This window comes from Yersinia sp. IP36721 (genome assembly GCF_003634395.1).
Taxonomy (GTDB): Bacteria; Pseudomonadota; Gammaproteobacteria; order Enterobacterales; family Enterobacteriaceae; genus Yersinia; species Yersinia entomophaga.
In genome coordinates, this window is the sequence record NZ_QCZL01000012.1 from 1 (window position 1) to 22,813 (window position 22,813).

Sequence of the window (22,813 nt, forward strand, 5' to 3'; positions counted from 1 at the left end):
CGTCCTGCATGCCTGGCGTATGCTCATCGTAAACTGCGTGGTCAGATAGTTGACGAGCTCACGCTTTATCGCTGGTTTTAAAGCTTTTTTTCGATGACGTCTTTCAGCGCACGGCATTCCAGACTCAGGTCGGCAAACATCTGCTTCAGACGGCGATTCTCGTCTTCTAGATCTTTGATTTTTTTGATATCAGCGGCTTCCATCCCGCCATATTTCGCCTTCCAATTGTAATAGCTGGCTTCGGGAATAGCAGCCTCGCGGCACACATCTTTGACGGTCCTACCCGCTTCGACGGACTTCAGTACGGCGATGATCTGGTGCTCGGTAAATCGGATCTTGCGCATAAGGATCTCCTCAGGTGACATCATCAGTATGTCGGAAGATCTCTAAAAATGAATGGGCCGTTTAAGCGGGATACTTACAACCTTGCGAAACGCAGCTCCTGCGTTCTAACGGCCGTGTACATAATAAAATAAGTGGCAGACTTAGTAATAACGCTGCCAGTATAGCCACCCAAATCATAGAGAAAATCGGGTAATTCTGTTGCTTTAAGAAATGGGAAATGGTGTTTTGTTGGTGGAGTTAAAGCCCCTGCGAGGTCTTGAGCTGGATTGTATTCTGTCCGACCTGCAATAATGGCATAGCGATATACTTCACTACAGCGTTGACGGACTTTACGCATTTTTTCCAATGCTCCGCGCCGTTCCATTTTTTTAAGTACATCTAATAACTCTAGAGGTTTAATTTCAGCTATAGGTCGCTTACCGATATAAGGGAATATATCTTTTTCAAACGTACTTAAAATTTCTTCTCGATAGCGCATTGACCATCTATCAGCTCTGGCCTTATGCCATTCACAAGCTATAGCTTCAAAAGTATTTGAGGTGGCAATTTTTAAAGCCTGCTTTTCTGCCTTTTTGGTTTCTCTTGGATCACCACCTTCAGCAATGACTCGTCTAGCCGCATCCCGCTTTTGACGGGCCAAGGCAAGCGATACATCTGGATAAACACCTATGGAGAGCAGCTTTTCACGGCCGAGTACTCGGTACTTCAGCCGCCAATAACGAGACCCATTAGTTTTGACCAATAGATAGATAGAGGCCACCTCCATCAGCTAGCTTATAGGGCTTATCCTGCGCTTTAGCCGTACGCACCTTAACATCCGTTAGGGGCATTATTTCTCCTTCTGGGGGTATCAATTATTTAGGGGGAAAAAGCACCCCCAAAAATACCCCAATATGGGGGTAGATTTCAGTAGACACTGATTGACATCAAGAGAGAATGAAAACAAGGTAACCATTGGTTTATATGATATTTTATTGACATGGGTTGACGTAAAAAGAGGACCTTTGGCGGAAGATCACAGGAGTCGAACCTGCCAGGGACCGCTGGCGGCCCCATCTGGATTTGAAGTCCAGCCGCCCCACCGGGAGCGATGATCTTCCATAGATAATCTTTATGTAAGCTAGCGATTATAACGCGTTTATTCAACAAGGTATTAGAAATCAGTCAGGCATTTTCAACATTGTTAAGTTGAGCAGAAATCTGCGTAACCCTTGGTAAAAGTGAGTTTTTCTCCGTATGGCAACCATACAAAAACCTACTGTTGGCAGCCTTTGCCCGTAAACCATGGCGACAGTCTGCCCAAATATTCCCCAAATATTCCCCAAATTCGCTGCAACCTTATGAACCAGAGATAATCGCACGGCAAATTGCCCCGTGGCAGCTAAAGCTCAATTCTGGATGAGCACCGTAATCATTGATATAAGTGATAACCGGCGAGGGGTAATTTTCTGCAACCAGTTCGCTGCTGGACATAGGTGCGACCATGATTGCAGGAAAATCCTCTTTTGCCGCCGCTCCGCTTCTGGCCGCCAAGCCGATTACCGTCAGATAATAGGGCGTCGGATTCTCGAGCCGATATCCCTGAGCAGTTTTGTGCAATATGACGCGCTGCTGCCAGATTTCATCGGGCTGCGGCACAATACTCAACGGGCGGTAAAACAGCTTTATTTTGGTTTGTAGCGCTACCTGTATCGCATCGGGAATATCGCTACGCGGCGGTATTTCTCGCAACGTGTAATAAAACAGCGATTCGCGATCCTGAGGCAATGTTTTCGCATCCAGTGTGGCATAAATGCGGACGATATTTTTTTCACCCGAATTCACCCTCTGTATTTCCGGTGAAACCGCCAACGGCGCAGAGGTGCTCTGCGGAGCTACATTTTCGATCCACGATTGAGCCAGATAAGGCAGAGTTTTATTCTCATTCCGAATACTCAGGTTAACGAATCCGACATCAGCCGTATAAATAACTCTTGTACGATCCAGTACGATAGCGGCATTCGCCTTGTAACCAACGACCATCAAACAGGTCAATAGCGCCATTAATTGTATTTTTTTCATAGCGAGCCCATCCTTGCTTCAAATCATACATAACAGGACGCTATATCATTCCTCATATCATCAGTAACTAATCCGCCGTTCAGCATACTAATTGCAGCTTATATCAGTTAATGCATGGTTATTGTCATTAGCCTCGAAATAACCTGATATAAATAAGTAGAAAGAGGCGAATAAGTTAACGAAAGCGAATTATTTTTGATGACCGGAACGGGCCTGTGACATGTCTAAAAAACAGAAATTAGGCAGAAAAAAATATTTAAAACAACAAATTACCTACATCAACTCATTCAGATGGCGATTTCATAATGCGGTGACCCCCCCAAACTCTTTAGCCCGCAGTTATCTACGGGCATAGCTTGATCAACTGACTAATCTTCTTTTATCAATACGCTGTAATCCTATAGATAACAACATGCTACCACCCAACGCGAAAGCGAAAACATAGAAAATATCCAGCGCCGGATAGGCGGTAAAATCAAAGTGGTGGGTGCGCACAAAGTGAATAATAAGCGCGTGGAAACCATAAATCGCAAGAGAATGACCCGAAAGCCAGGTTAACCAGGCTCGTGGCTGGGAAAGGCAGTTTTTAAACCAGATTAGCAGAGACACCGCCGCAATAAAGACCAGCGGACTACAGTACATGTAGAAGGTATCTGCAAAATTTCCATTGATAATACTTTGTTTTTTTGTCGAAATGACGATCAATCCTACGCTCACGATAAAAGCGAACGCTGCTGCCCAACTTATCGATTTTCCTTCCGTATTCAGCATACCAATCGCCCGGCCTAGCATTGCGTATAGCAGGTAATAGAAAGTATCTCCGGAGATATACAGGTTTACAGGCAGTAAATGGAAACCATCGAGAGAGAACTTACCGGTATAAGGATTGGCAACCACCGCCAGCAACAGTATGACTACGGCAACGTAACGGCCGGATACAGGCTTGACGTTAATCAGCGGAGAAACCAGATACACCACGATTATGGCGTAGAAAAACCACAGGTGATAAAACACCGGCTTTTGCAAAATATTCTTTAATGAAGCCCAGCCGCCTATCGGCGTCAGTGTGGATATATAAATTAGAGCAATAGCACTATAAAAAGTCAGGCATAGACCGATGCGTATAAAATGCTTCTTACCGGCACTTTTTTCACCCAAAAACAGATAACCCGAAATCATAAAGAACAAAGGGACGCCAACCCGAGACATGGAATTCAGTAAGTTAGATAAATCCCAGCTGAATTCACCGACCGCTGCTCCGCTGGTGAGATAGTAAGTGGTGGCGTGAATCATAACCACCATAATGCAAGCCACTGCCCGCAAATTATCAATCCATCCAATTTTATTGGTCATGCCTATTCTCTGTTGCTCATGCATTTGGGCCAAAAAAGTTAACGATAAGTTATATACTAAGGGCGCTAAAAGTAACTCAAAAAGAAATACTCGCCCAAGGTAATTAAGAATCTACCTGCATGTAAATCGTTGCCATTATTCATTATTGGCGGCAAAATAGCCGTCCTAACTCGTCTCGACAGCTTTTCTCGCTGAGGCAGTTCCACTTTTCTTATTAATTATTAATAACTTAATCTATGCAAACTACGTTAACACCCGCGAAACCTTTAGGCCGCCGGGCGCTGTTGTTTCCCCTGTGTTTAGTCCTATTTGAATTCGCAGCCTATATTGCCAACGATATGATTCAGCCCGGTATGCTGGCAGTCGTCGCTGATTTCAACGCCAGCATAGAATGGGTTCCCACATCCATGACCGCCTATTTAGCCGGCGGTATGTTCCTACAATGGCTGTTGGGGCCGCTTTCCGATCGCCGTGGCCGTCGTCCGGTAATGCTGGCAGGCGTGGCTTTCTTTGTCATTACCTGTCTGGCTATTCTTTTGGTCAATACCATAGAACAATTTATTGCTATGCGCTTCCTGCAAGGCATTGGCCTGTGCTTTATCGGCGCCGTAGGTTACGCCACCATTCAGGAATCATTCGAAGAAGCAGTATGTATTAAGATCACCGCGCTGATGGCAAACGTGGCTCTGATCGCTCCGCTACTTGGCCCTTTAGCCGGTGCAGCCTTGATTCACGTTGCGCCGTGGCAAAGTATGTTTGTGCTTTTTGCGGTTCTGGGGGCAATTTCGTTCATTGGCTTATGGCGAGCAATGCCAGAAACTGCGGTGTTGAAAGGTGAAAAGCTCTCGCTTTCGGCCATGTGGCATGATTATAAGCAAGTGCTGGCTAACCGTCGCTTTCTGTGCGGAGCATTGGCATTAGGCTTTGCTAGCCTGCCATTGTTGGCTTGGATTGCACAATCGCCGGTTATTTTGATCAGTGGCGAGCAGCTATCGACCTTTGACTATGGTTTATTGCAAGTGCCTATTTTCGGCGCATTAATCATTGGTAACCTGACGCTGGCGCGTTTGAGTGGTAAAACCAGCATTCCTAAACTGATTAAACTCGGCGCAGGCCCGATGATCGGTGGGTTGATATTGGCCGCTGTTTCAACGCTTTATTCATCTCACGCCTATTTGTGGATGACGGCGGGTCTCAGTTTGTATGCTTTTGGTATTGGTGTAGCAAATGCCGGTTTGGTGCGTTTGACCCTGTTTGCCAGCGATATCAGTAAAGGTACGGTTTCTGCCGCAATGGGGATGATCAGTATGTTTGTCTTCACTTTGGGCATAGAGTTGGCGAAAGTCGCCTATCTGTGGGGAAACAGCGGTATCTTCAATCTTTTCAATTTAATCAGCGGCCTGCTGTGGCTGTCGCTGGTAGCAATATTTATTCGTAAACAGCCTGAAGCTGTAGCTGCGGAATAATAAACCTGGCACTGATGATGTGAACAGATGGGTTCGGCTAATGCTGAACCCATTTTTAATGGTCATGGAATCTATAAAGCATCGGTAGGAATGTATTCATCACAAAATACATCACTATTGATGTGTAATCTGGTAGTTACATCAGCACCGATGCACTAACAAAACATACCTTGGTCGCGCAGAATATGGTCGTTGCCACGGCGGCGGGTAAAGCCGCTGCGATCGAAAAATTCCAGAATTTGAATCGCTAACTTACGGCCGACGCCAAGGCTGTCGCGGAAATCCGCTGCGCTGGCGCTACCTTTGCTGGCATCCAGAGTACGAATCAAATCGGCAAACTGATAGATTCTGCGATTCAGATAGTAGCGATCCGGCACAATCGCGGTGATATGGCCCAAACGCGCGGCTTTACGCAATAATCCACGCATCGACTCTTCATCCATTTCCAGCGCTACGGCCAGATCCCGCACCCACCAAGGGTCACTTTCAAAATAAACCCGCGCACGCAGCCACTGTTTTTCCTCTTCAGCTGTAAACGCCAAACTGTGTTCAGGTAAATGCAGCCAGCCGCGCGTATTCGCTAATTCGCCGTCGGCAACTAATTGATCGATAACCCGATTAACCAAAGCCTCATCAAGCGTCGGTAAAGCCATGCGGCGCAGGCGGGCGCGGCCCAAGCCCAACTGATCGCTGTGCTGCTGATGGTAACTGGCGAGCACTTGCAGCAGGTTTTGCCGGGCATTTTCAGCCATCGCAGAGGAAAGTACGCTATCGCCAGCCACTAACTGTTGGCTGTCTGCCAATAGTTTATCGAGTTGTCCATCGGATAATTGACGTGCCCAGGCAAACTGTTGAATCGATACCGGCCTTTTATCCAATTGAAGGTTAAGGACTTCCGCATCTGTCGTGGCCTGAGCTAGCGCAGTCAGCCACGCCAAAAACGCCGGCTGCCGCTTACCTCTTTTCGGGGAAGACAGAGCGATGACTCGAGCGCCACCCAGGGTGTGCTTTGCCGCAATGTCACGCAGGATAAAGCGATCGTTTTCTGCCAGATACAGCGGTGTATCCAGCAATAATTCGGCCAACATCGGGGTTTCTGCGCCATTCAGCATGGAAACTCGACCGGTAATATGGCTAGCACCTTGATGTAAATGCAGAGATTGCCAATGATGCATCGGTGTATCCGTTGTGACTTCCACCAGCACCCGATCCTGCGCTTCCGGCGGCTGTCGCTCCAATAGCCAATCGCCGCGAGAAATTTGCTGTTTGCTGGTATCGCCAGTGATATTCAGCGCAATCCTTTGGCCAGCCTGTGCATGAGTGGCTGGCTCATTCTGCGAATGAATACTTCGTACCCGAACCGGACAATCGCTGCCGGTTAACCACAGAGTATCGCCAACGGCTACTTGCCCCGCTAGCAGCGTTCCCGTCACTACTAATCCCGAACCTTTCAGGCTAAAAGCCCGATCGATTGCCAGACGGAACCGCCGTTGAATACGTTGAGCATCACTAGCCTGCTGGCTAAGCTGCGCCAGATGAGCGCGCAGTTCGTCAATACCGACTCCGCTGTTAGCAGCGGTGATAAACAGGGAAATCTGATCGGCAGCCCAGCCTTGCTGTGCCAGTTCGGTCAAAACCTGCTGGCGAACCTGCTCAATCTGTTGCTCATCGGCACGATCGGCTTTGGTTAACGCCACTGTCAGTTTTGGATGGCCACTGAGGCGTAAAATGGCCAAATGTTCATGTGTTTGCGCCATTACGCCATCGTCACAGGCCACTACCAGCAGAGCGTGATCGATACCGCCCATTCCTGCCAGCATATTGGACAGAAACTTCTCATGACCGGGAACATCAATAAAACCGAGACTACTGCCGTCGGGCTGTGGCCAATAGGCGTAGCCCAGATCGATAGTCATACCACGCTGTTTTTCTTCCGGCAAACGATCGGCATTTACGCCGGTTATAGCCTGTAATAGCGTGGTTTTACCGTGGTCAACGTGACCGGCGGTGGCAATAATCATCAAACAAGCTCCCTGAGCAAAGCATCTTCATCATTTAAACAACGTAAATCTAGCCACATGCGCCCATCCCGAAGATGACCGATCACCGGCTGATTCAGACGGCGCCAGCGGTTAGCCAGCGACAGCAGCGTACTACCCCGCCCGTCTTTAGGTGTGAAAGTTATCGCCCAACTGGGCAAACGATCGACCGGCAAGGAACCACTGCCAATCTGCGACCAGCATTCTTCGCTGGCAAGGTCAAAATCCGGATAATGCGCGCTAAGCTGCACTAATAGGCGCTCGGCGCTGTCACGCATCTCTTGCTGCGGACGAGTGAGTATGCGCAGCGATGGCAGTAAATCTGCCAACCGATCCGGTTGTTGATAAAGACGTAGTGTAGCTTCTAATGCTGATAGGGTCATTTTATCGACCCGCAGAGCGCGTTTGAGCGGGTGCTGCTGAAGTTTGGCGATCCAGTGCTTTTTGCCCAGAATAATCCCCGCCTGCGGCCCTCCCAACAATTTATCTCCGGAAAAAGTGATCAAATCGACGCCAGCGGCAATCAGTTGCTGCGGCATTGGCTCGGCAGGTAATCCGTATTGGGTCATATCGATTAGCGAACCGCTGCCCAAATCCGTTGCCGTCGGCACAGAAAATTCCTGCCCCAAGGCTGTTAGCTGAGATTCCGTTACCGCGGCGGTAAAGCCTTGAATACTATAATTACTGGTATGAACTTTCATCAGCAGACCGGTATTTTCGCCGATTGCCTGCCGATAATCCTTCAAATGAGTGCGGTTGGTTGCGCCAACCTCAACCAATTGGCAACCCGCCTGACGCATGACGTCAGGAATACGGAAAGCGCCGCCGATTTCCACCAGCTCACCACGTGAAACCACGACTTCTTTGCCCGCCGAGACCGCCGCCAGCATCAGCAGTACCGCCGCCGCATTATTGTTAACAATACAGGCGTCTTCTGCGCCGGTCAGTTCACAGAGCAAATCCGCTACCGCCCGATCCCGATGCCCGCGTCCAGCGTCACCGAGGTCATATTCCAGCGTCACCGCGCCGCGCATCGCCGCCGTCACTGCGTTAATAGCAGATTCAGCCAAAGGCGCGCGGCCAAGATTGGTATGCAATACCGTACCGGTCAGGTTGAATACGGGTTTCAGGGCGGGTTGGCGTTGGTTAATCCGTTGACGTAGTTCGGTAATCCAGCAGCTATGCCAGTGCGGCAGCGTCTGAGTCTGGCGGATAATCTCGCGGGCCTGCGTTTGCATTTTCCGCAGGATATCAGTGAGTAGCGTCGCGCCATATTCATCCAGCAAAGGAGCCATTTCTGGCTCCCGCAACAGACGGTCTATGGCAGGTAATTGGCTATAAAGTTGCTGAGGTTCTGCGCTCATAGTCACTCAAATCAGGGAGATAACGGAAAGTTATTCGCCGGGGAACAGGAACGGATTAACGCTACTGCGGGCGAAACCTTCTCCTTCCATTTTGGCATCCAGAATCAGCGAGGCCAAATCATCAGCCACCGCTTCAACCTGCGGATCTTTTTCCTGATACAGAATTTTTAGATAAGTGCCGCAATCACCACAACTTTCTGCTTTTACCGCTGCCAGTTCGCTATCCAGTGACCAATAATTCAGATCGCGGCTTTGCTCGCAGTTACTGCATTTTATCCGCACGACGTGCCATTCGCTTTCACACAGATTGCAGTGCAGGTAACGCAGGCCGTTCACCGTACCGATATGCACCACGCTGGAAACCGGAATACTGCCGCAGACCGGGCAGAACTGACGGTGTTCACCATATTCCGCATGAGCTTTACCGGGAATCTGGCTGGCCATTTGCGCCCAATACAGCGATAGCGCCGCCCAGATAAACGGGGATTTCTCACTGCCGATCTTGCCGAATTCGCGATTCAACAATGCGTCAGCGTAGAGCTCCAGCTCATGTACCGATGATTTTTCCAGATTATCCAGCACGACCTGAATATGCTCAGGCGCATCTGGACGCAGTTCGGCAATCAGCGCCGACAGCAACAAACGCCAGTGCTCAGTACGAGGAAATACGCTCGCATCCAACGGCGGCTTGCCGCTAGCGGCCGAGTGCTCCAGCTCCGCCCGCATATCCAACGTCAGCGGGTGATCGTGCAGCGCTTTTTGCTGCGCTTCGGTAATTCTGGCGGCAAAATCCAGATAATCAGACAACGGATTATCTAGCGCCAGTTGCCGTAAACGTTCGGTTCGGCGGGTATACAGGCTTTTTAAATTCGCGAAAAGTAACGGCGGGATTGTCCCCGCCGTTGATGCTCTTTCGCTTTGTTGACTAAGTTGGTCCTTAGGGACAATGCGAATACTCATTTCAGGGTTTCTCTTCCTGTTTTTTCTGACGGATTTCCCGATACCAGCGCGGATGGTGCTTTTTCGCCCATGCCGCAGGTACCCAGCCTTCCACCATCGCCGTTATCGTGCCTTTCACCCAAATGGCCGCATAAATGTGAACCATGATGACGATGATCAGCCCCACCGCTGCCAATGAGTGCACCAGTAACGCCAGGCGAATCAATGGAATCGGGAAATACTCGGCGAAGTAAGGCCGCCAGATAACCACACCACTGGCCACTAACAGCACCAGACTTATAATTGCTGCCCAGAATACGCATTTCTGACCAAAATTATAGCGTCCCGTGTCGCCCACTTCCTCATTCATGGCAATTTTGTGGATATTTTTCGCCCAGACCAGGTCTTCGCGGTTGATCAGGTTGTGTTTCCAGTAACGGAAAAACATGATCATAAACGCAGCGAACATAATCACCCCGGCAAAGGGATGAAGAATTCGCGCCAGCTGCGGCGTACCGAAGATGTTCATCAGCCAGTTAAAGGAAGGGAAGAAGAATCCCAGCCCACTAATGGCCGCCAGCATAAAGCAGAAGGCCACTATCCAATGGTTGATTCGCTCCGGTGCGCTGTAGCGCTGGATCGGCTTTTCTTTTTTCATTTCCGCGTCTCCCCGTCTTGCTGTTCGGAAGATGGCTGAGTAGATGACGATGAATCTGACGATGCAGGGACGGATTTATCCTCTTCATCCTCATCTTCTTCCACCCGGTTCGGGCCAACGCCAACATAGTGGAAAATACTGGCGGCAAAGGTGGCAGCAAAGCCCACCGCAGCCAATGGTTTCCAAATGCCTTTCCAGAAGGTAACCGTCGGGCTAATGGTCGGATTTTCAGGTAAACCGTGGTAAAGCTGCGGTTTATCCGCATGGTGCAACACGTACATAACGTGAGTACCGCCAACGCCAGCCGGATCGTATAAACCTGCGTTATCAAACCCACGGGTTTTCAATTCTGCCACGCGCCCAGCCGCCACTTCCTTCATCGACTCTTTAGTACCAAAGTGAATAGCGCCTGTCGGACAGGTTTTCACACAGGCCGGTTCCTGACCCACATTAACGCGGTCAACGCATAGGGTACATTTGTACACCCGATTGTCGTCCTTGTTCATGCGCGGTACATCGAAAGGACAGCCGGCAATGCAGTAACCACAACCAATACAATGCTCCGATTGGAAATCCACGATGCCATTGGCGTACTGAATAATAGCCCCTTCCGACGGACATGCCTTCAGGCAGCCCGGATCGGCACAGTGCATACAGCCATCCTTACGGATCAGCCATTCCAGCTTGCCGTTTTCCTCCACTTCGGAGAAACGCATTACCGTCCATGATTTAGCGGTTAAATCGGCGGGGTTATCGTACACCCCGACGTTATGACCGACTTCATCACGGATATCATTCCATTCCGAGCAGGCGACCTGACAGGCTTTACAACCGATACAGGTGGTGACGTCGATAAGCTTCGCCACTTCAGCCTGATAGTTACGATCCTGCGGCGGTGGCGTCAGGGAATGAGTACCGGAGCGCCGAATAATGTCTTGAGATTGCAGTGACATAGTTGTTCTCCGTTACACCTTTTCCACGTTAACCAGGAACGCCTTGAACTCTGGCGTTTGCGTATTGGCATCGCCAACGAACGGCGTCAGGGTATTAGCAATAAAGCCTTTTTTCGCTACCCCTTCATAACCCCAGTGAATAGGAATACCAATGGTATCCACTTCCTGTCCGTGAACCCTCAGCGTGCGAATACGTTTGGTCACTACCGCCTTAGCTTTGATATAGCCTCGGTTAGAGCTGACTTTCACCGTATCCCCGTGCTTAATGCCTTTCTTCTCGGCCAGTTTTTCACCGATTTCCACAAATTGCTCCGGCTGGGCAATAGCGTTCAATAACGCATGCTTAGTCCAGTAGTGGAAATGCTCGGTCAGACGATAAGTGGTGCCCACATAAGGGAATTGCTCATGGGAGCCCATACTTTCCAAATCGTCTTTAAATACGCGAGCGGCCGGATTGGAAATCACGTTCGGATGCAGCGGGTTGGTACCCAGTGGCGTTTCAAACGGCTCGTAGTGTTCCGGGAACGGCCCTTCCGCCATTTTGTCGATGGCGAACAGACGCCCCATCCCTTCCGGCTGCATGATAAACGGCCCGACATCACTGCCTGGCGCGGCGGCGCTGTAGTCAGCAACATCGACTCCAGTCCATTTCGCTCCGTCCCATTCCAGCAGCTGGCGTTTCGGATCCCAAGGTTTACCCTGTGGGTCAGCCGAGGCGCGGTTGTACAAAATACGGCGGTTCAACGGCCATGCCCATGCCCAACCCAGCGTATTACCGAGGCCAGACGGATCGGCGTTATCACGGCGTGCCATTTGGTTACCCGCTGGCGTCCAGCTACCGGCAAAGATCCAACAACCGCTGGCGGTAGTACCGTCATCGCGCAGATGAGCAAAGGTACTCAATTGCTCGCCTTTTTTCACCAGCACTTTGCCGTCGGCATCGGTAATATCTGCCAATGCGCGACCGTTGCTTTCCATCGCCACTTCTTCCGGCTCTGGATTGTCTGGCGTCAGGTAGTCCCAGGTCATATTGAGCACCTGTTCCGGCACCGCACCGCCTTCACGCTGATACATCTCGCGCAAGCGCATCAGAATACCCGCCAGAATACCACCGTCGTTCATGGCTTCGCCGGGGGCGTCTGCGCCTTTCCAGTGCCATTGCAACCAGCGGCCGGAGTTCACGATAGAGCCGTTTTCTTCAGCAAAACAGGTAGATGGCAGACGGAACACTTCGGTCTGAATTTTTGACGGATCGACGTCGTTAAACTCGCCGTGGTTCTGCCAGAAATTCGAGGTTTCCGTATTCAGTGGATCGATAGTGACCAGGAACTTCAGTTTGGACAGTGAAGCTATTACTTTGTTTTTATTCGGGAACGAAGCAACCGGGTTAAAACCTTGGCACAGATAGCCGTTGACCTTACCCTGCGACATCATCTCGAAGTACTGTAGTACGTCGTAGCCTTTATCCCATTTAGGTAGCCAATCGTAGCCCCAGCTATTTTCCTTCTGCGCTTTATCCCCGTAGAAACTTTTCATCATGCTGACGAAGAATTTCGGATAGTTACTCCAGTAGTTCACCTGACCCGGCAACAGGGTTTTCGGCGTATTGGCAGCAAGATAGGTTTCCAGATCCGGCTGTTTTTCGGACGGCAGGTTCATGTAACCCGGCAGGCTTTGCGACAACAGGCCAAGGTCAGTCAGACCTTGAATATTGGAGTGACCGCGCAAGGCGTTAACCCCGCCACCGGCCATGCCCATATTGCCGAGCAGCAGTTGGATCATTGCCATGGTACGGATGTTTTGCGCGCCGACGGAATGCTGAGTCCAGCCCAGTGCATACAGGAAGGACGCGGTTTTATCCGCAGCACTGGTTTCGGCAATGTATTCACAAACTTTGATAAAATCTTCCTGCGGCGTACCGCAGATATTGCTAACCACTTCCGGCGTGTAGCGGCTGATATGTTCTTTCAGCAGGTTCCAAACGCAGCGCGGATCTTGCAGGGTGACGTCCCGTTTGGCGTAGCCGTTTTCATCCAACTGATAGTTCCAGCTGGTTTTATCATATTTACGGTTATCGGCGTCGTAGCCGCTGAACAGGCCGTCTTCAAAGGCAAAGTCTTCCCGCACCAGCAGGCTGGCGTTGGTGTAAGCCTCGACGTATTCGCGGTTAATTTTTTCGTTGGTGATCAGATACAACAGTACGCCGGATAGGAACGCAATATCGGTACCGGAACGGATTGGCGTATAGAAATCAGCCACCGATGCAGTACGGGTAAAGCGCGGATCTATCACGATCAGCTTGGCATTGTTGTGGATCTTGGCTTCCATCGCCCAGCGGAATCCCACTGGATGCGCTTCAGCCGCGTTACCGCCCATGACGATAACTAAATTCGCGTTCTTAATGTCAACCCAGTGGTTGGTCATCGCACCGCGACCAAATGTTGGAGCAAGACTTGCTACCGTTGGTCCGTGTCAGACACGTGCTTGGTTGTCTACGGCAAGCATGCCGAGAGCGCGACTGAATTTTTGAGTCAGATAACCCGTTTCGTTACTGGATGCAGAGGCACACAGCATACCGGTGCTGAGCCAACGGTTAACGGTCACGCCCGCTTCGTTGGTCTTAATGAAATTCGCATCTCGGTCTTCTTTCATCAGTTTGGCGATACGAGTAAAAGCATCATCCCAACTGATTCGCTGCCATTTATCGGAGCCTGGCGCGCGGTATTCTGGATATTTAAGACGACTTTCGCTGTGGATAAAGTCAATCAGGCCAGCACCTTTCGGGCAAAGTGCACCACGGTTGACCGGGTGATCCGGATCGCCTTCAATGTGGAAAATACTCTCTTTGGCGTTTTTTGCACCGTCGCCGAGGCTATACATCAATAGCCCGCAACCAACGGAGCAATATGTGCAGGTATTACGGGTTTCGCGGGCTCGCAGCAATTTATACTGTCGCGTTTCCGCCAACGCCACCGCCGGCGCAAAGCCGAGTGCCGCCGCCGTGGTTCCTGCCATACCGCCAGCGCAGATCTTAAAGAACTGCCTTCTGCTGACCTGCATGGGTCTCTCCTCAATTCACGATTGTCACAGTGTTTTTAACAGGCGCTTTCCCCGATAAAGGCGTCAGCGCTAAAATCGTTATCTCACTACCGCTTTGCCGCGATAGAGAATAAGGTTCACAGCCTTATCCTTACCGTGGAATACTACCACACTGTCATTATGGGATATAACACTCAGGATCGCATCAGTGAGCCAGATCAAACCAGCACAAACAGCCAATTCGACCGATGTTTGCGGTGCCAGACAACTCAAGCTGTGGCAGCGGCAGGACTTAACCACCACTCAGCCCGACTGGCTGGCGGAAGAAGTGCCTATTGCTCTGGTATATAACGGGATTTCTCATGTCGTCATGATGGGAACGCCGAAAGATCTGGAGGCTTTTGCCCTCGGTTTTTCCTTATCAGAAGGGATTATCAGTAGCCCGCAGGATATTTACGCTATCGACGTTAATCCCACCTGCAACGGCATCGAGGTCGCAATTGAGCTATCCAGCCGCCGGTTTGCCGGTTTGAAAGAACGACGCCGAGCCATGGCGGGCCGCACTGGCTGCGGCGTGTGTGGCATCGAGCAACTGGCCGATATTTTCCGCCCAATAACGCCTTTGCCCTTCAGCCAACGTTTTGATTTAAACCATTTGGATAGAGCATTGGGGCAGCTTAAACAGGTACAAACCGTGGGCCAGCTCACCGGTTGCACCCATGCGGCGGCCTGGATTAACCCAGAAGGCGAATTATTAGGTGGCTGCGAAGATGTCGGTCGCCACGTCGCCTTGGATAAACTTTTAGGACTACGAGCCAAACAGCCGTGGCAGCAAGGCGCGGTATTGGTTTCCAGCCGCGCCAGCTATGAAATGGTGCAGAAATCCGCCATGTGCGGCATCGAGATTCTATTTGCCGTGTCTGCCGCCACCACGCTAGCCGTTGAGGTCGCCGAGCGTTGCAATCTCACGCTGGTCGGTTTTAGCAAACCCGGCAGAGCCACGGTATACACTCATCCGCAGCGGTTAATCTAAAGGCGGTGGCTTTTATTGGCTCAATACTGAGTTAAAGCTGCACATAGAGGATCGAACCACGCGGTGACCTTATTTCGCTTTAGTGCGGGGAAGAGGGGCAGCAGAGAAAGCCATCATTCTTGAGTGTGAAGCACAAAAAAAAAGTGCCCGTCGTATCGAAGAGTGATTGAATTAAAAAGAATATTAAAAGTTTCGTCACACATTCATTTTATCGAGAACACGCAGTAACCACACAAAAACTACGGCATTGATAATCATTTTCAATATCATTTATTTAACTATAATGATCCGAATGCTTACGTGGCGCTCACTTTTTTTGCGCCGCTCTACACTACGGAGACGATGAATATGAGTTACTCACTGCCATCACTGCCTTATGCTTACGACGCACTAGAACCACATTTCGATAAGCAGACGATGGAAATCCATCACACCAAACATCATCAGACTTATGTTAACAACGCGAACACCGTGCTAGAAGCTTACCCGGAGCTGGCTAGCCTGAGCGTGGAAGAAGTTATCAAAGACCTGAGCAAAGTTCCTGCTGACAAGCGCACCTTCATGCGTAACAACGCCGGTGGCCACGCTAACCACAGCCTGTTCTGGAAAGGTCTGGCGCTGAACACCACGCTGGAAGGCGACCTGAAAGCCGCTATTGAGCGCGATTTCGGTAGCGTAGACAAATTCAAAGAAGAATTCGAAAAAGCTGCGGCAACGCGTTTCGGTTCTGGCTGGGCGTGGCTGGTGTTGAAAGACGACGGCAAACTGGCCGTAGTGTCTACCGCTAACCAGGATAGCCCGCTGATGGGCGAAGCGGTTTCTGGCGCATCTGGCTTCCCGATTCTGGGTCTGGATGTGTGGGAACATGCTTACTACCTGAAATTCCAAAACCGTCGCCCAGACTACATCAAAGCATTCTGGAACGTGGTTAACTGGAACGAAGCGGCTAAACGTTTCGCTGAAGCGAAAAAATAAGCCCGATTAGCCAGAGTCAGCGCGGGTTTCCGCCCTTTCTCGCTAATGACCATGCCGGCAGCTGATTGCCGGCATTTTTTTGCCTATAGAATTCCCGCTGATGGCGCAGATACATCCTAAGCACATCGCTATTTCCACGAGTATCTCCCCCATCTCACCGCAGGGAATAGCACCAGAACGGCTATTAACAGCGCTTTTTATTGCTAAAGTTTAACCATGAGTTGCCGATAGATTGTACAAGAAGAACTATTGCCCACATCGCTATTGAGAAACAAAGCCTGAGTTAAACAGGCTAGTTACTGCTCAATAGTTAAACCAGCAATAATCATTCCCCAAATAACTAGACCCTTCCCTGAATTCACCAGCGCTGATTGATCTGTCTTAGGAATACCGCATAACGGAGAATAGTATGGCTGCAATGAGCAATTTATTTGGAAGCTTTGAGAACGTAAAAGTAGGGAAAAAACTGGGATTAAGTTTTTTCATTATGCTGCTGCTGGTTAGCATCATCGCAGGTACCGGGGCTTACCACTTTTCCGAGATCGAAGCGCGCGCCTATAAGGTTGACCTGAGCTATCAAATTAACGATGAAGTGAACCAGGCAAAGTACAATCGGGCGCTGTACGAACGATCTTACGATCCCGCGTTTATGACGGTTAACGCCAAACATATCAATAATATCCTTACACTGTTGGCGCAAAAAGAGAACATGAACTGGAGCGCTGAAAACCGCAAAAACATCGATCGAATTATCGAAGTGATTAAAGCCTATCAGCTGGAACAGAGAGAGTTTCTGGCTACGGTTGAACGAAAAGATAACGTCCGCAAAAGCTGGAACATTTCTGAAACCCAGAAATACCTGAATCAGCTTGAACAGAACTTCCTGAATGAAGGGGCAGATACCAACACCCGCATCCTACTGGCAGAAATGAACCAGAAACTGATGGCGGTACGCTATAACGCCCGTGGGCTGCTGCTGGATCGTAATCAAGAGGCAGAAGACTCGATGATTACCGCGATTGATGTGGCGCAAAACGCCGCCAACGCATTCCTGCCGGTACTGTCTACCGAACAACAGAAAATGATGGCACCGGTTATCGACAGTTTGAAAGCCTATAAAGCGAATATTCTGGCTTACTTACCGGCTTACGAACAGGAAATTGCCGCAGGAAAACAGTTAGAAACTAAAGCTATCGAGCTGAATTCTCTGGTTAAAAATCTGTTTGTTCAGGAGTTACAAGGCACTCACGATGAAATCGACAATGCGCAGACGCAGATGACCGTTGTCGCAATGGTGGCGCTTTTAGTTGGTTTGTTAATCGCCTGGCGTATTACCCGCCAGATTACCGTGCCGTTGCGTACCACGCTGGCGATGGCAGAACGTATTGCCACCGGCGATCTGACCGCGGCCACCACCTCATCTCGTTCCGATGAACTGGGTCTGTTAATGAACGCCGTGGCGCGCATGAATGAAAATCTGCGCAGCATGATTGATGATATTCGCATTGGCGTCAGTCAGGTTTCTCATGCCTCTGGCGAGATTGCTGCTGGTAATACCGATCTATCATCGCGTACCGAACAACAGGCCGCCGCGGTAGAAGAAACTGCCGCCAGTATGGAGCAGCTAAACGCCACCGTGAAACAGAACGCCGATAACGCACATCATGCCAATCAGTTAGCCACCGAAGCTTCTGATACCGCGCAGAAAGGCGGAAAACTGGTAAATGACGTAGTGCGAACCATGAGCGATATTTCCAGCAGCTCTAAGCGCATCTCTGAAATTACCTCGGTAATCAATAGCATCGCTTTCCAAACCAACATACTGGCACTGAATGCGGCGGTGGAAGCAGCGCGAGCAGGCGAACAAGGGCGCGGTTTTGCCGTGGTCGCTAGCGAAGTACGCAATCTGGCGCAGCGCAGCGCACAGGCGGCAAAAGAAATCGAAGGGCTGATCGCCGAGTCGGTTTCACAGGTCAATAACGGCACTTCTTTGGTGCAAAATGCCGGTCAAACCATGGAGAATATCGTTCGTTCGGTGACACATGTGCGCGATATTATGGCGGAAATTGCCTCTGCTTCCGATGAACAAAGCCGTGGAATTACGCAGGTCAGCCAGGCGATATCTGAAATGGATAGCACCACGCAGCAAAACGCCGCACTAGTAGAAGAATCCGCTGCCGCTGCCGATTCGCTGGCCGAGCAGGCGATTCTATTGGCGCAGGCCGTCGCCGTATTCCGTTTATCGGAAAACACGGAAGCCGACGATTCGGCTCAGGTTGCGACTAACACATCGCCAGCCGCATCTCGTCCGGCATCAGATAATGTAAAAACAAATCAGCAGGATAACTGGGAAACCTTCTAATCCTCGCACTACGGGAGCCGCTTCGCGTGGCTCCCATCCATTCACTCATACCGATTAACCCTAAGTTATCCATACAATTTTGCCATTGGTAGCCAGACTGATTGCAAGGTATTCTGAATCTTACCCCGCGTAAGCAGACAAGGAGAGCTTAATGGTTTATCCGCAGGTCTATATCGGTAATATCGAGCCTTACCCCGGCAGCAGCCCCAGCGCCATTGGTAAGCGCCAAACGGACGGCAGCCTGATGCTGAAGCCGTTAGGATTAGAAGGTGATGAGCAGGCTGAAACACGCTTTCACGGCGGCCCGGATCGCGCTCTGTGCCACTATCCCCGCGAACATTACGCTCATTGGCGCCAGCAATTTCCAGAACAGGCGGATAACTTCAATGCACCCGCTTTTGGCGAGAATATCTCTACGGAAGGCTTAACCGAACAGAATGTTTATATCGGTGATATTTTCCGGTGGGGAGAAGCGCTGATTCAGGTTACGCAACCGCGATCGCCTTGCTACAAACTCAATTTTCACTTCGCTATTGAGGATCTTTCGGTATTGATGCAGCAAACCGGTCTGTGCGGCTGGCTTTACCGCGTGATATCACCGGGAAAGGTGAGTGACGAACAGCCGATGGCGCTAGTTACCCGTTGCAGCGATATTTCGGTCGCAGAGGCGATTGCCATTGCTTTCCATATGCCGTTTGATGAAGAAGAATATCGCCGTTTACTTGGTGCCGCCGGGCTGTCTGCTAGCTGGAGCAAAACCATGGTGACGCGATTGATTCATGGCGAAATAGAGAATTTCAATCACCGCCTGTTGGGCCGGGCGAGAGCCTAAAGATTTGATCTGCGTGTTTCACAAAAAACATCTAGATATCTGACTAATACATTAGAAAAAACCGGGTTGATAGCATGGCCATCAACTCGGTTTCTATTACACCGCTGATAAAAATCAGAACGCTTTTTTCGCGTAACCGGTCACTTCTTTCAGCCCCATTTCACGGCCTAGCGCCGTCATTGGGTGCACCACGATCAAACCACGAGCCACTTTTTTCAGTGAACCCATATCGGCCTGTTCTTTTTTGGTGATGGCTCGGCTGAATGGCATTTTGGTCAATTCCTGCGCCTGAACGCTCAGGTTTTTTACCCGAACCTCTTTCAAACGCTGAATTTCAGCAGCCAGTTTTTCTTTTTCTTTCATATGCTGGGCGATCAAATCAACGTTACCCTGTTGAATGACTGCGGTATCTTTGTGGTTCAATGCATCCAGCATGTCGCTCAGACGTTTGATTTCTGCTTGTTCTTTCATAAAGTTGGCCCGTACATGCCACTGATGGGCACGAAAATTCGCTAAAGTTGGAAATAGGATATCACCTATAGTGTATCAGGATGCGCTTCTTTCGACAGCCCGCACCTGAGCAGATCACCAGCCAACGCCTGCGGGTAATCCACTGATCTCACAGGCTGCCGCTCCTACCACCGCCAAAGCCTGGGTATAACTATCGTTAAACGGATAGCAGCATGACAGGCGGAAAGCGTGACGATAGCGCCCGCTGGGTGAATATAGCGTGCCCGGAGTCAGGCAAATATGCTGTTGCAGCATTTGATGATACAACGCAACGGTGTCCACCGAGGGAGGCAATTCTACCCAAAAAACGAAGCCGCCGGCAGGTCGGGTCGCTTTCGTTCCCAGGGGAAAGTGTCGATTAATCAAGATACGCGCCTGCTCCACCTGAGTAGCGTAGCGGCGGCGCAATCCGCGTAAGTGATGATCATAACCGCCGGACTCCAAAAACAGCGCTAGCGTTTCCGATAACAACGCCGGTTCTGCCATCGAAGAAACGGCTTTTAGCTTGTGTAACGCTTCGGAAAAACGACCACCGTCAATCCAGCCGATACGAAAATCAGGTGCCAGCGTTTTTGTAAAACTAGAGCAAAATAGTATCCAACCATCCCGATCGAAAGCTTTCACCGCTGGCGACAAACTGCTGCCAAACTGAATTTCAGCGTATAAACCATCTTCAATAAGCGGCACCTGATGATCGTTCATCAGGCGGGCCAACCGTTTTTTGGCCGCCAAAGGCATTGTGTAACCAAGCGGATTTTGCACCGTCGGCATTGCAATAACCGCATTCAGCCGCCCTTCCTGAAGCAGCAATTCCAACACATCCAACGATAACCCTTGCAGCGGATCGGTCGGAATTTCAATGGTTCGCAAACCTAAACTGGCTAACAATGGCATCAGATAGAAATAGGTCGGCGATTCCAGTCCAACGCAGTCTCCCGGTTTAGTGGTGACACGCAACGCCAGCTGTAGTGCCTCCATACAACCGTGAGTAATGGTTATCTCTGCAGGATTTGTCACCATCCCCAAAGTTAGCCCTCGACGAGCAATTTGCTGGCGCAAACGCTGACTGCCAGGTGGTAATGCGTATTTGCTGATTAAATCCGGCTGGCGGCGTAGCAAAGAAGCCATCACACGCCCTAGCTTGGCGCTGGGATAAAAATCAGATGTTTGTGGGCAAGCCAATGAAATATTAGTAAAAGCCGGGTTGGACTGAGCGGCAAACACCGTTTCTATCAAATCCAGCACCTCGTCCACCGGTTTACTAGCCGAAACCGTTGGCACCAGCGCACTGGAAGGAGTGCAAACATAAAAACCGGACTGCGGACGTGCCTCGATCAGGCCACGATCTTCCAACGTACGATAGGCGGCCACCACGGTATTAATGCTGACCTGATGGCTCTGGGCGCAGCTTCGCACCGACGGCAAGCGGCTTCCCGCAGATAAACTGCCATTATCTATCGCTTTGGTTAACCCATCTGCAAGTTGTAAATAGCGGATTTTATTAGTAATAGTAGACATAGTGACAATTCTCCACTGTTTCGATGGGTACAGTTTAAAGTTTGCTTTACTGTACCCATCAGAATAGAGAACTTCTGGTTCTGCCGCCACCGTCCATTGCTGGTTATGCTAATTCCTTTGTTTTATTTCACTGAGGAATCCCCATGCTGGATAGCGCATTTATCAGTTATGTCACCGTTATGTCCATCACGCCCGGTCCGAATAATCTGCTGCTGGCTGCATCCGGCGTCAATTTCGGCCTGCGAAAAACCGTACCTATGATGTTAGGCGTGACCTTCGGCAGCGCCTTTCAATGCGCGCTGACCACAACGCTATTGGCATTGGTACTAAGCTGGGCCACGGTGATTCGCCTGCCTTTGGTGACAATCGGTTGTGCCTATTTACTTTGGCTATCGTGGAAGATTTATATGTCTGGCGCACCGGGAAGCCGGGAAAAACAGCAGCCAATGAGTTTTATTCAGGCCTCACTATTTCAGGCCATCAATCCCAAAGCCTGGCTGATGAGCATCAATGTCGCGATTCTATTTACCCCTAGTCCCGGAGAAATGCTCAGCCACACGCTGCTACTGGTGAGCGGGTTTGCCTTACTCAATTTGCCGTGCGTGGGCGTCTGGGCAGTCATGGGGGATAGGTTGCGTCATGCCCTCACGGTGAACTGGAAATTGCGGTTATTTAACGGGTTAATGGCAGGAATGATGGCAACTACCGCCCTGTGGCTATTAGTCGATGAATGGATGGCGGTCTACCAATAAAAACTCAGGAAGGCAGAATCGGCGACAGTTTAGACACTTTCTTTAAGCTGATACGGGAAATGAACTCGGTAATCGACAAGACCATCGTTGAACGCAAAACCTGCTGATAGCGTTGGTGTTGCATAGCAATAAGAGAAGGCTCGGCTTCTTCTGGTGTGAGAAATGTGGGAACGGGCGGTAACGCGGTTACACAGTGCAACTCCCCAAAGGGGCCGAGAATCTCATCGTCGGTGAAACGATATTCCGCGCCGTCGTGGTTCATTTCTTCACGCAGCGCCATTAAAAGTTCGGCATCTTCATATTCATGACGTGAAATCACGCCCAAGGCATAAACCAGCTTCAAACGCACAGATAATTCGCCCAAGGGACCGTCAACAATTAATAGCGGTTCCACGGCATACTTCACCGCATAGTCGTCCTTTCGGAAAACCTGCACCACTAAAATGTTTAAGGCTTCGGCCAGTAGATCAACGGCGGCGATAAGGAAACTTCGGACGGTTTTACCGGCGTTAAGCTGTTCCAGAACCCTATTTTCAAATGCCTGTGCTTTTTCAATCATCTGTTATCTACTACAGTGGTTGGTTAATGGCCATCCTGCGGACTTTCCCCCACGC

At 50.1% G+C, this 22,813-nt stretch carries 17 protein-coding genes, 1 tRNA gene and 2 pseudogenes; 6 read left to right on the forward strand and 14 right to left on the reverse strand.

Annotation, left to right across the window (positions count from 1 at the left end):
• From DBA33_RS11420 to DBA33_RS11440, 5 genes and pseudogenes are all read right to left on the reverse strand, one after another.
• Positions 1-344: pseudogene (locus DBA33_RS11420) on the reverse strand (transposase); the annotation flags it as partial.
• Positions 345-424: 80 nt separating this feature from the next.
• Positions 425-1,175 (reverse strand): annotated as a pseudogene (locus tag DBA33_RS11425) (integrase arm-type DNA-binding domain-containing protein); the annotation flags it as partial.
• A gap of 175 nt (positions 1,176-1,350) precedes the next feature.
• Positions 1,351-1,445 (reverse strand) — tRNA-Sec (locus DBA33_RS11430).
• Between the two features lie 238 nt (positions 1,446-1,683).
• Positions 1,684-2,406 (reverse strand): fimbria/pilus periplasmic chaperone, encoded by a 723-nt coding sequence (locus DBA33_RS11435; RefSeq protein ID WP_120806506.1) that lies wholly within the window; start codon positions 2,404-2,406, stop codon positions 1,684-1,686.
• A gap of 360 nt (positions 2,407-2,766) precedes the next feature.
• Positions 2,767-3,759, reverse strand: a complete 993-nt coding sequence (locus DBA33_RS11440; protein WP_064515857.1) for an acyltransferase — start codon at positions 3,757-3,759, stop codon at positions 2,767-2,769.
• A 236-nt stretch (positions 3,760-3,995) separates the two neighbouring features.
• On the opposite strand from DBA33_RS11440, the gene DBA33_RS11445 reads away from it, so the two are divergent.
• On the forward strand, positions 3,996-5,225 hold the full coding sequence (locus tag DBA33_RS11445) for an MFS transporter (protein ID WP_064515859.1): 1,230 nt from the start codon (positions 3,996-3,998) through the stop codon (positions 5,223-5,225).
• Between the two features lie 155 nt (positions 5,226-5,380).
• Here DBA33_RS11445 and selB read toward each other — a convergent pair whose 3' ends face one another.
• From selB to fdnG, 6 genes are read right to left on the reverse strand one after another with little or no spacing between them, the layout of a single operon-like run.
• Positions 5,381-7,246 carry a selenocysteine-specific translation elongation factor gene (gene selB / locus DBA33_RS11450; RefSeq protein WP_120806508.1) on the reverse strand — a complete coding sequence of 622 codons (1,866 nt, stop codon included), beginning with the start codon at positions 7,244-7,246 and terminating at the stop codon, positions 5,381-5,383.
• Positions 7,246-8,628: an L-seryl-tRNA(Sec) selenium transferase gene (gene selA / locus DBA33_RS11455; protein ID WP_064515862.1), complete on the reverse strand. Its 1,383-nt coding sequence runs from the start codon at positions 8,626-8,628 to the stop codon at positions 7,246-7,248. The genes selB and selA overlap by 1 nt, the downstream gene beginning before the upstream one ends.
• A 30-nt stretch (positions 8,629-8,658) precedes the next feature.
• On the reverse strand, positions 8,659-9,588 hold the full coding sequence (fdhE, locus tag DBA33_RS11460) for a formate dehydrogenase accessory protein FdhE (protein ID WP_120806510.1): 930 nt from the start codon (positions 9,586-9,588) through the stop codon (positions 8,659-8,661).
• Position 9,589: 1 nt separating this feature from the next.
• Positions 9,590-10,225, reverse strand: coding sequence for a formate dehydrogenase cytochrome b556 subunit (fdoI, locus tag DBA33_RS11465; RefSeq protein ID WP_064515866.1), 636 nt, complete (start codon positions 10,223-10,225; stop codon positions 9,590-9,592).
• Positions 10,222-11,178 (reverse strand): formate dehydrogenase subunit beta, encoded by a 957-nt coding sequence (gene fdxH / locus DBA33_RS11470; protein ID WP_064515870.1) that lies wholly within the window; start codon positions 11,176-11,178, stop codon positions 10,222-10,224. Before fdxH ends, fdoI begins: the two co-directional genes overlap by 4 nt.
• A 12-nt stretch (positions 11,179-11,190) precedes the next feature.
• Positions 11,191-14,238, reverse strand: coding sequence for a formate dehydrogenase-N subunit alpha (gene fdnG / locus DBA33_RS11475; protein WP_120806512.1), 3,048 nt, complete (start codon positions 14,236-14,238; stop codon positions 11,191-11,193).
• A 187-nt stretch (positions 14,239-14,425) separates the two neighbouring features.
• On the opposite strand from fdnG, the gene fdhD reads away from it, so the two are divergent.
• The 4 genes from fdhD (at position 14,426) to yiiM (ending at position 19,419) form a co-directional block, all read left to right on the forward strand.
• Positions 14,426-15,250 (forward strand): formate dehydrogenase accessory sulfurtransferase FdhD, encoded by an 825-nt coding sequence (gene fdhD, locus DBA33_RS11480; protein ID WP_120806514.1) that lies wholly within the window; start codon positions 14,426-14,428, stop codon positions 15,248-15,250.
• A 348-nt stretch (positions 15,251-15,598) separates the two neighbouring features.
• Positions 15,599-16,225, forward strand: coding sequence for a superoxide dismutase [Mn] (gene sodA / locus DBA33_RS11485; RefSeq protein WP_064515876.1), 627 nt, complete (start codon positions 15,599-15,601; stop codon positions 16,223-16,225).
• 409 nt (positions 16,226-16,634) lie between these two features.
• A complete protein-coding gene (locus tag DBA33_RS11490) occupies positions 16,635-18,587 on the forward strand; it encodes a methyl-accepting chemotaxis protein (RefSeq protein WP_064515878.1) in 1,953 nt (650 codons plus the stop codon).
• Positions 18,588-18,738: 151 nt separating this feature from the next.
• The gene (yiiM, locus tag DBA33_RS11495) at positions 18,739-19,419 is read left to right on the forward strand and encodes a 6-hydroxyaminopurine reductase (protein WP_120806516.1); all 681 of its coding nucleotides are present in this window, start codon (positions 18,739-18,741) and stop codon (positions 19,417-19,419) included.
• 114 nt (positions 19,420-19,533) lie between these two features.
• Here the strand turns inward: yiiM and DBA33_RS11500 are convergent, their stop codons facing one another.
• Both DBA33_RS11500 and DBA33_RS11505 read right to left on the reverse strand, forming a co-directional pair.
• Positions 19,534-19,890: a YibL family ribosome-associated protein gene (locus DBA33_RS11500; protein WP_064515882.1), complete on the reverse strand. Its 357-nt coding sequence runs from the start codon at positions 19,888-19,890 to the stop codon at positions 19,534-19,536.
• Positions 19,891-20,004: 114 nt separating this feature from the next.
• Positions 20,005-21,447, reverse strand: a complete 1,443-nt coding sequence (locus DBA33_RS11505) for a PLP-dependent aminotransferase family protein (RefSeq protein ID WP_064515884.1) — start codon at positions 21,445-21,447, stop codon at positions 20,005-20,007.
• A 143-nt stretch (positions 21,448-21,590) separates the two neighbouring features.
• On the opposite strand from DBA33_RS11505, the gene DBA33_RS11510 reads away from it, so the two are divergent.
• Positions 21,591-22,199: a LysE family translocator gene (locus DBA33_RS11510; protein ID WP_064515886.1), complete on the forward strand. Its 609-nt coding sequence runs from the start codon at positions 21,591-21,593 to the stop codon at positions 22,197-22,199.
• A 4-nt stretch (positions 22,200-22,203) separates the two neighbouring features.
• Here DBA33_RS11510 and DBA33_RS11515 read toward each other — a convergent pair whose 3' ends face one another.
• The gene (locus DBA33_RS11515; RefSeq protein ID WP_049597379.1) at positions 22,204-22,758 is read right to left on the reverse strand and encodes an MltR family transcriptional regulator; all 555 of its coding nucleotides are present in this window, start codon (positions 22,756-22,758) and stop codon (positions 22,204-22,206) included.
• Between the last annotated feature and the right edge of the window lie 55 nt (positions 22,759-22,813).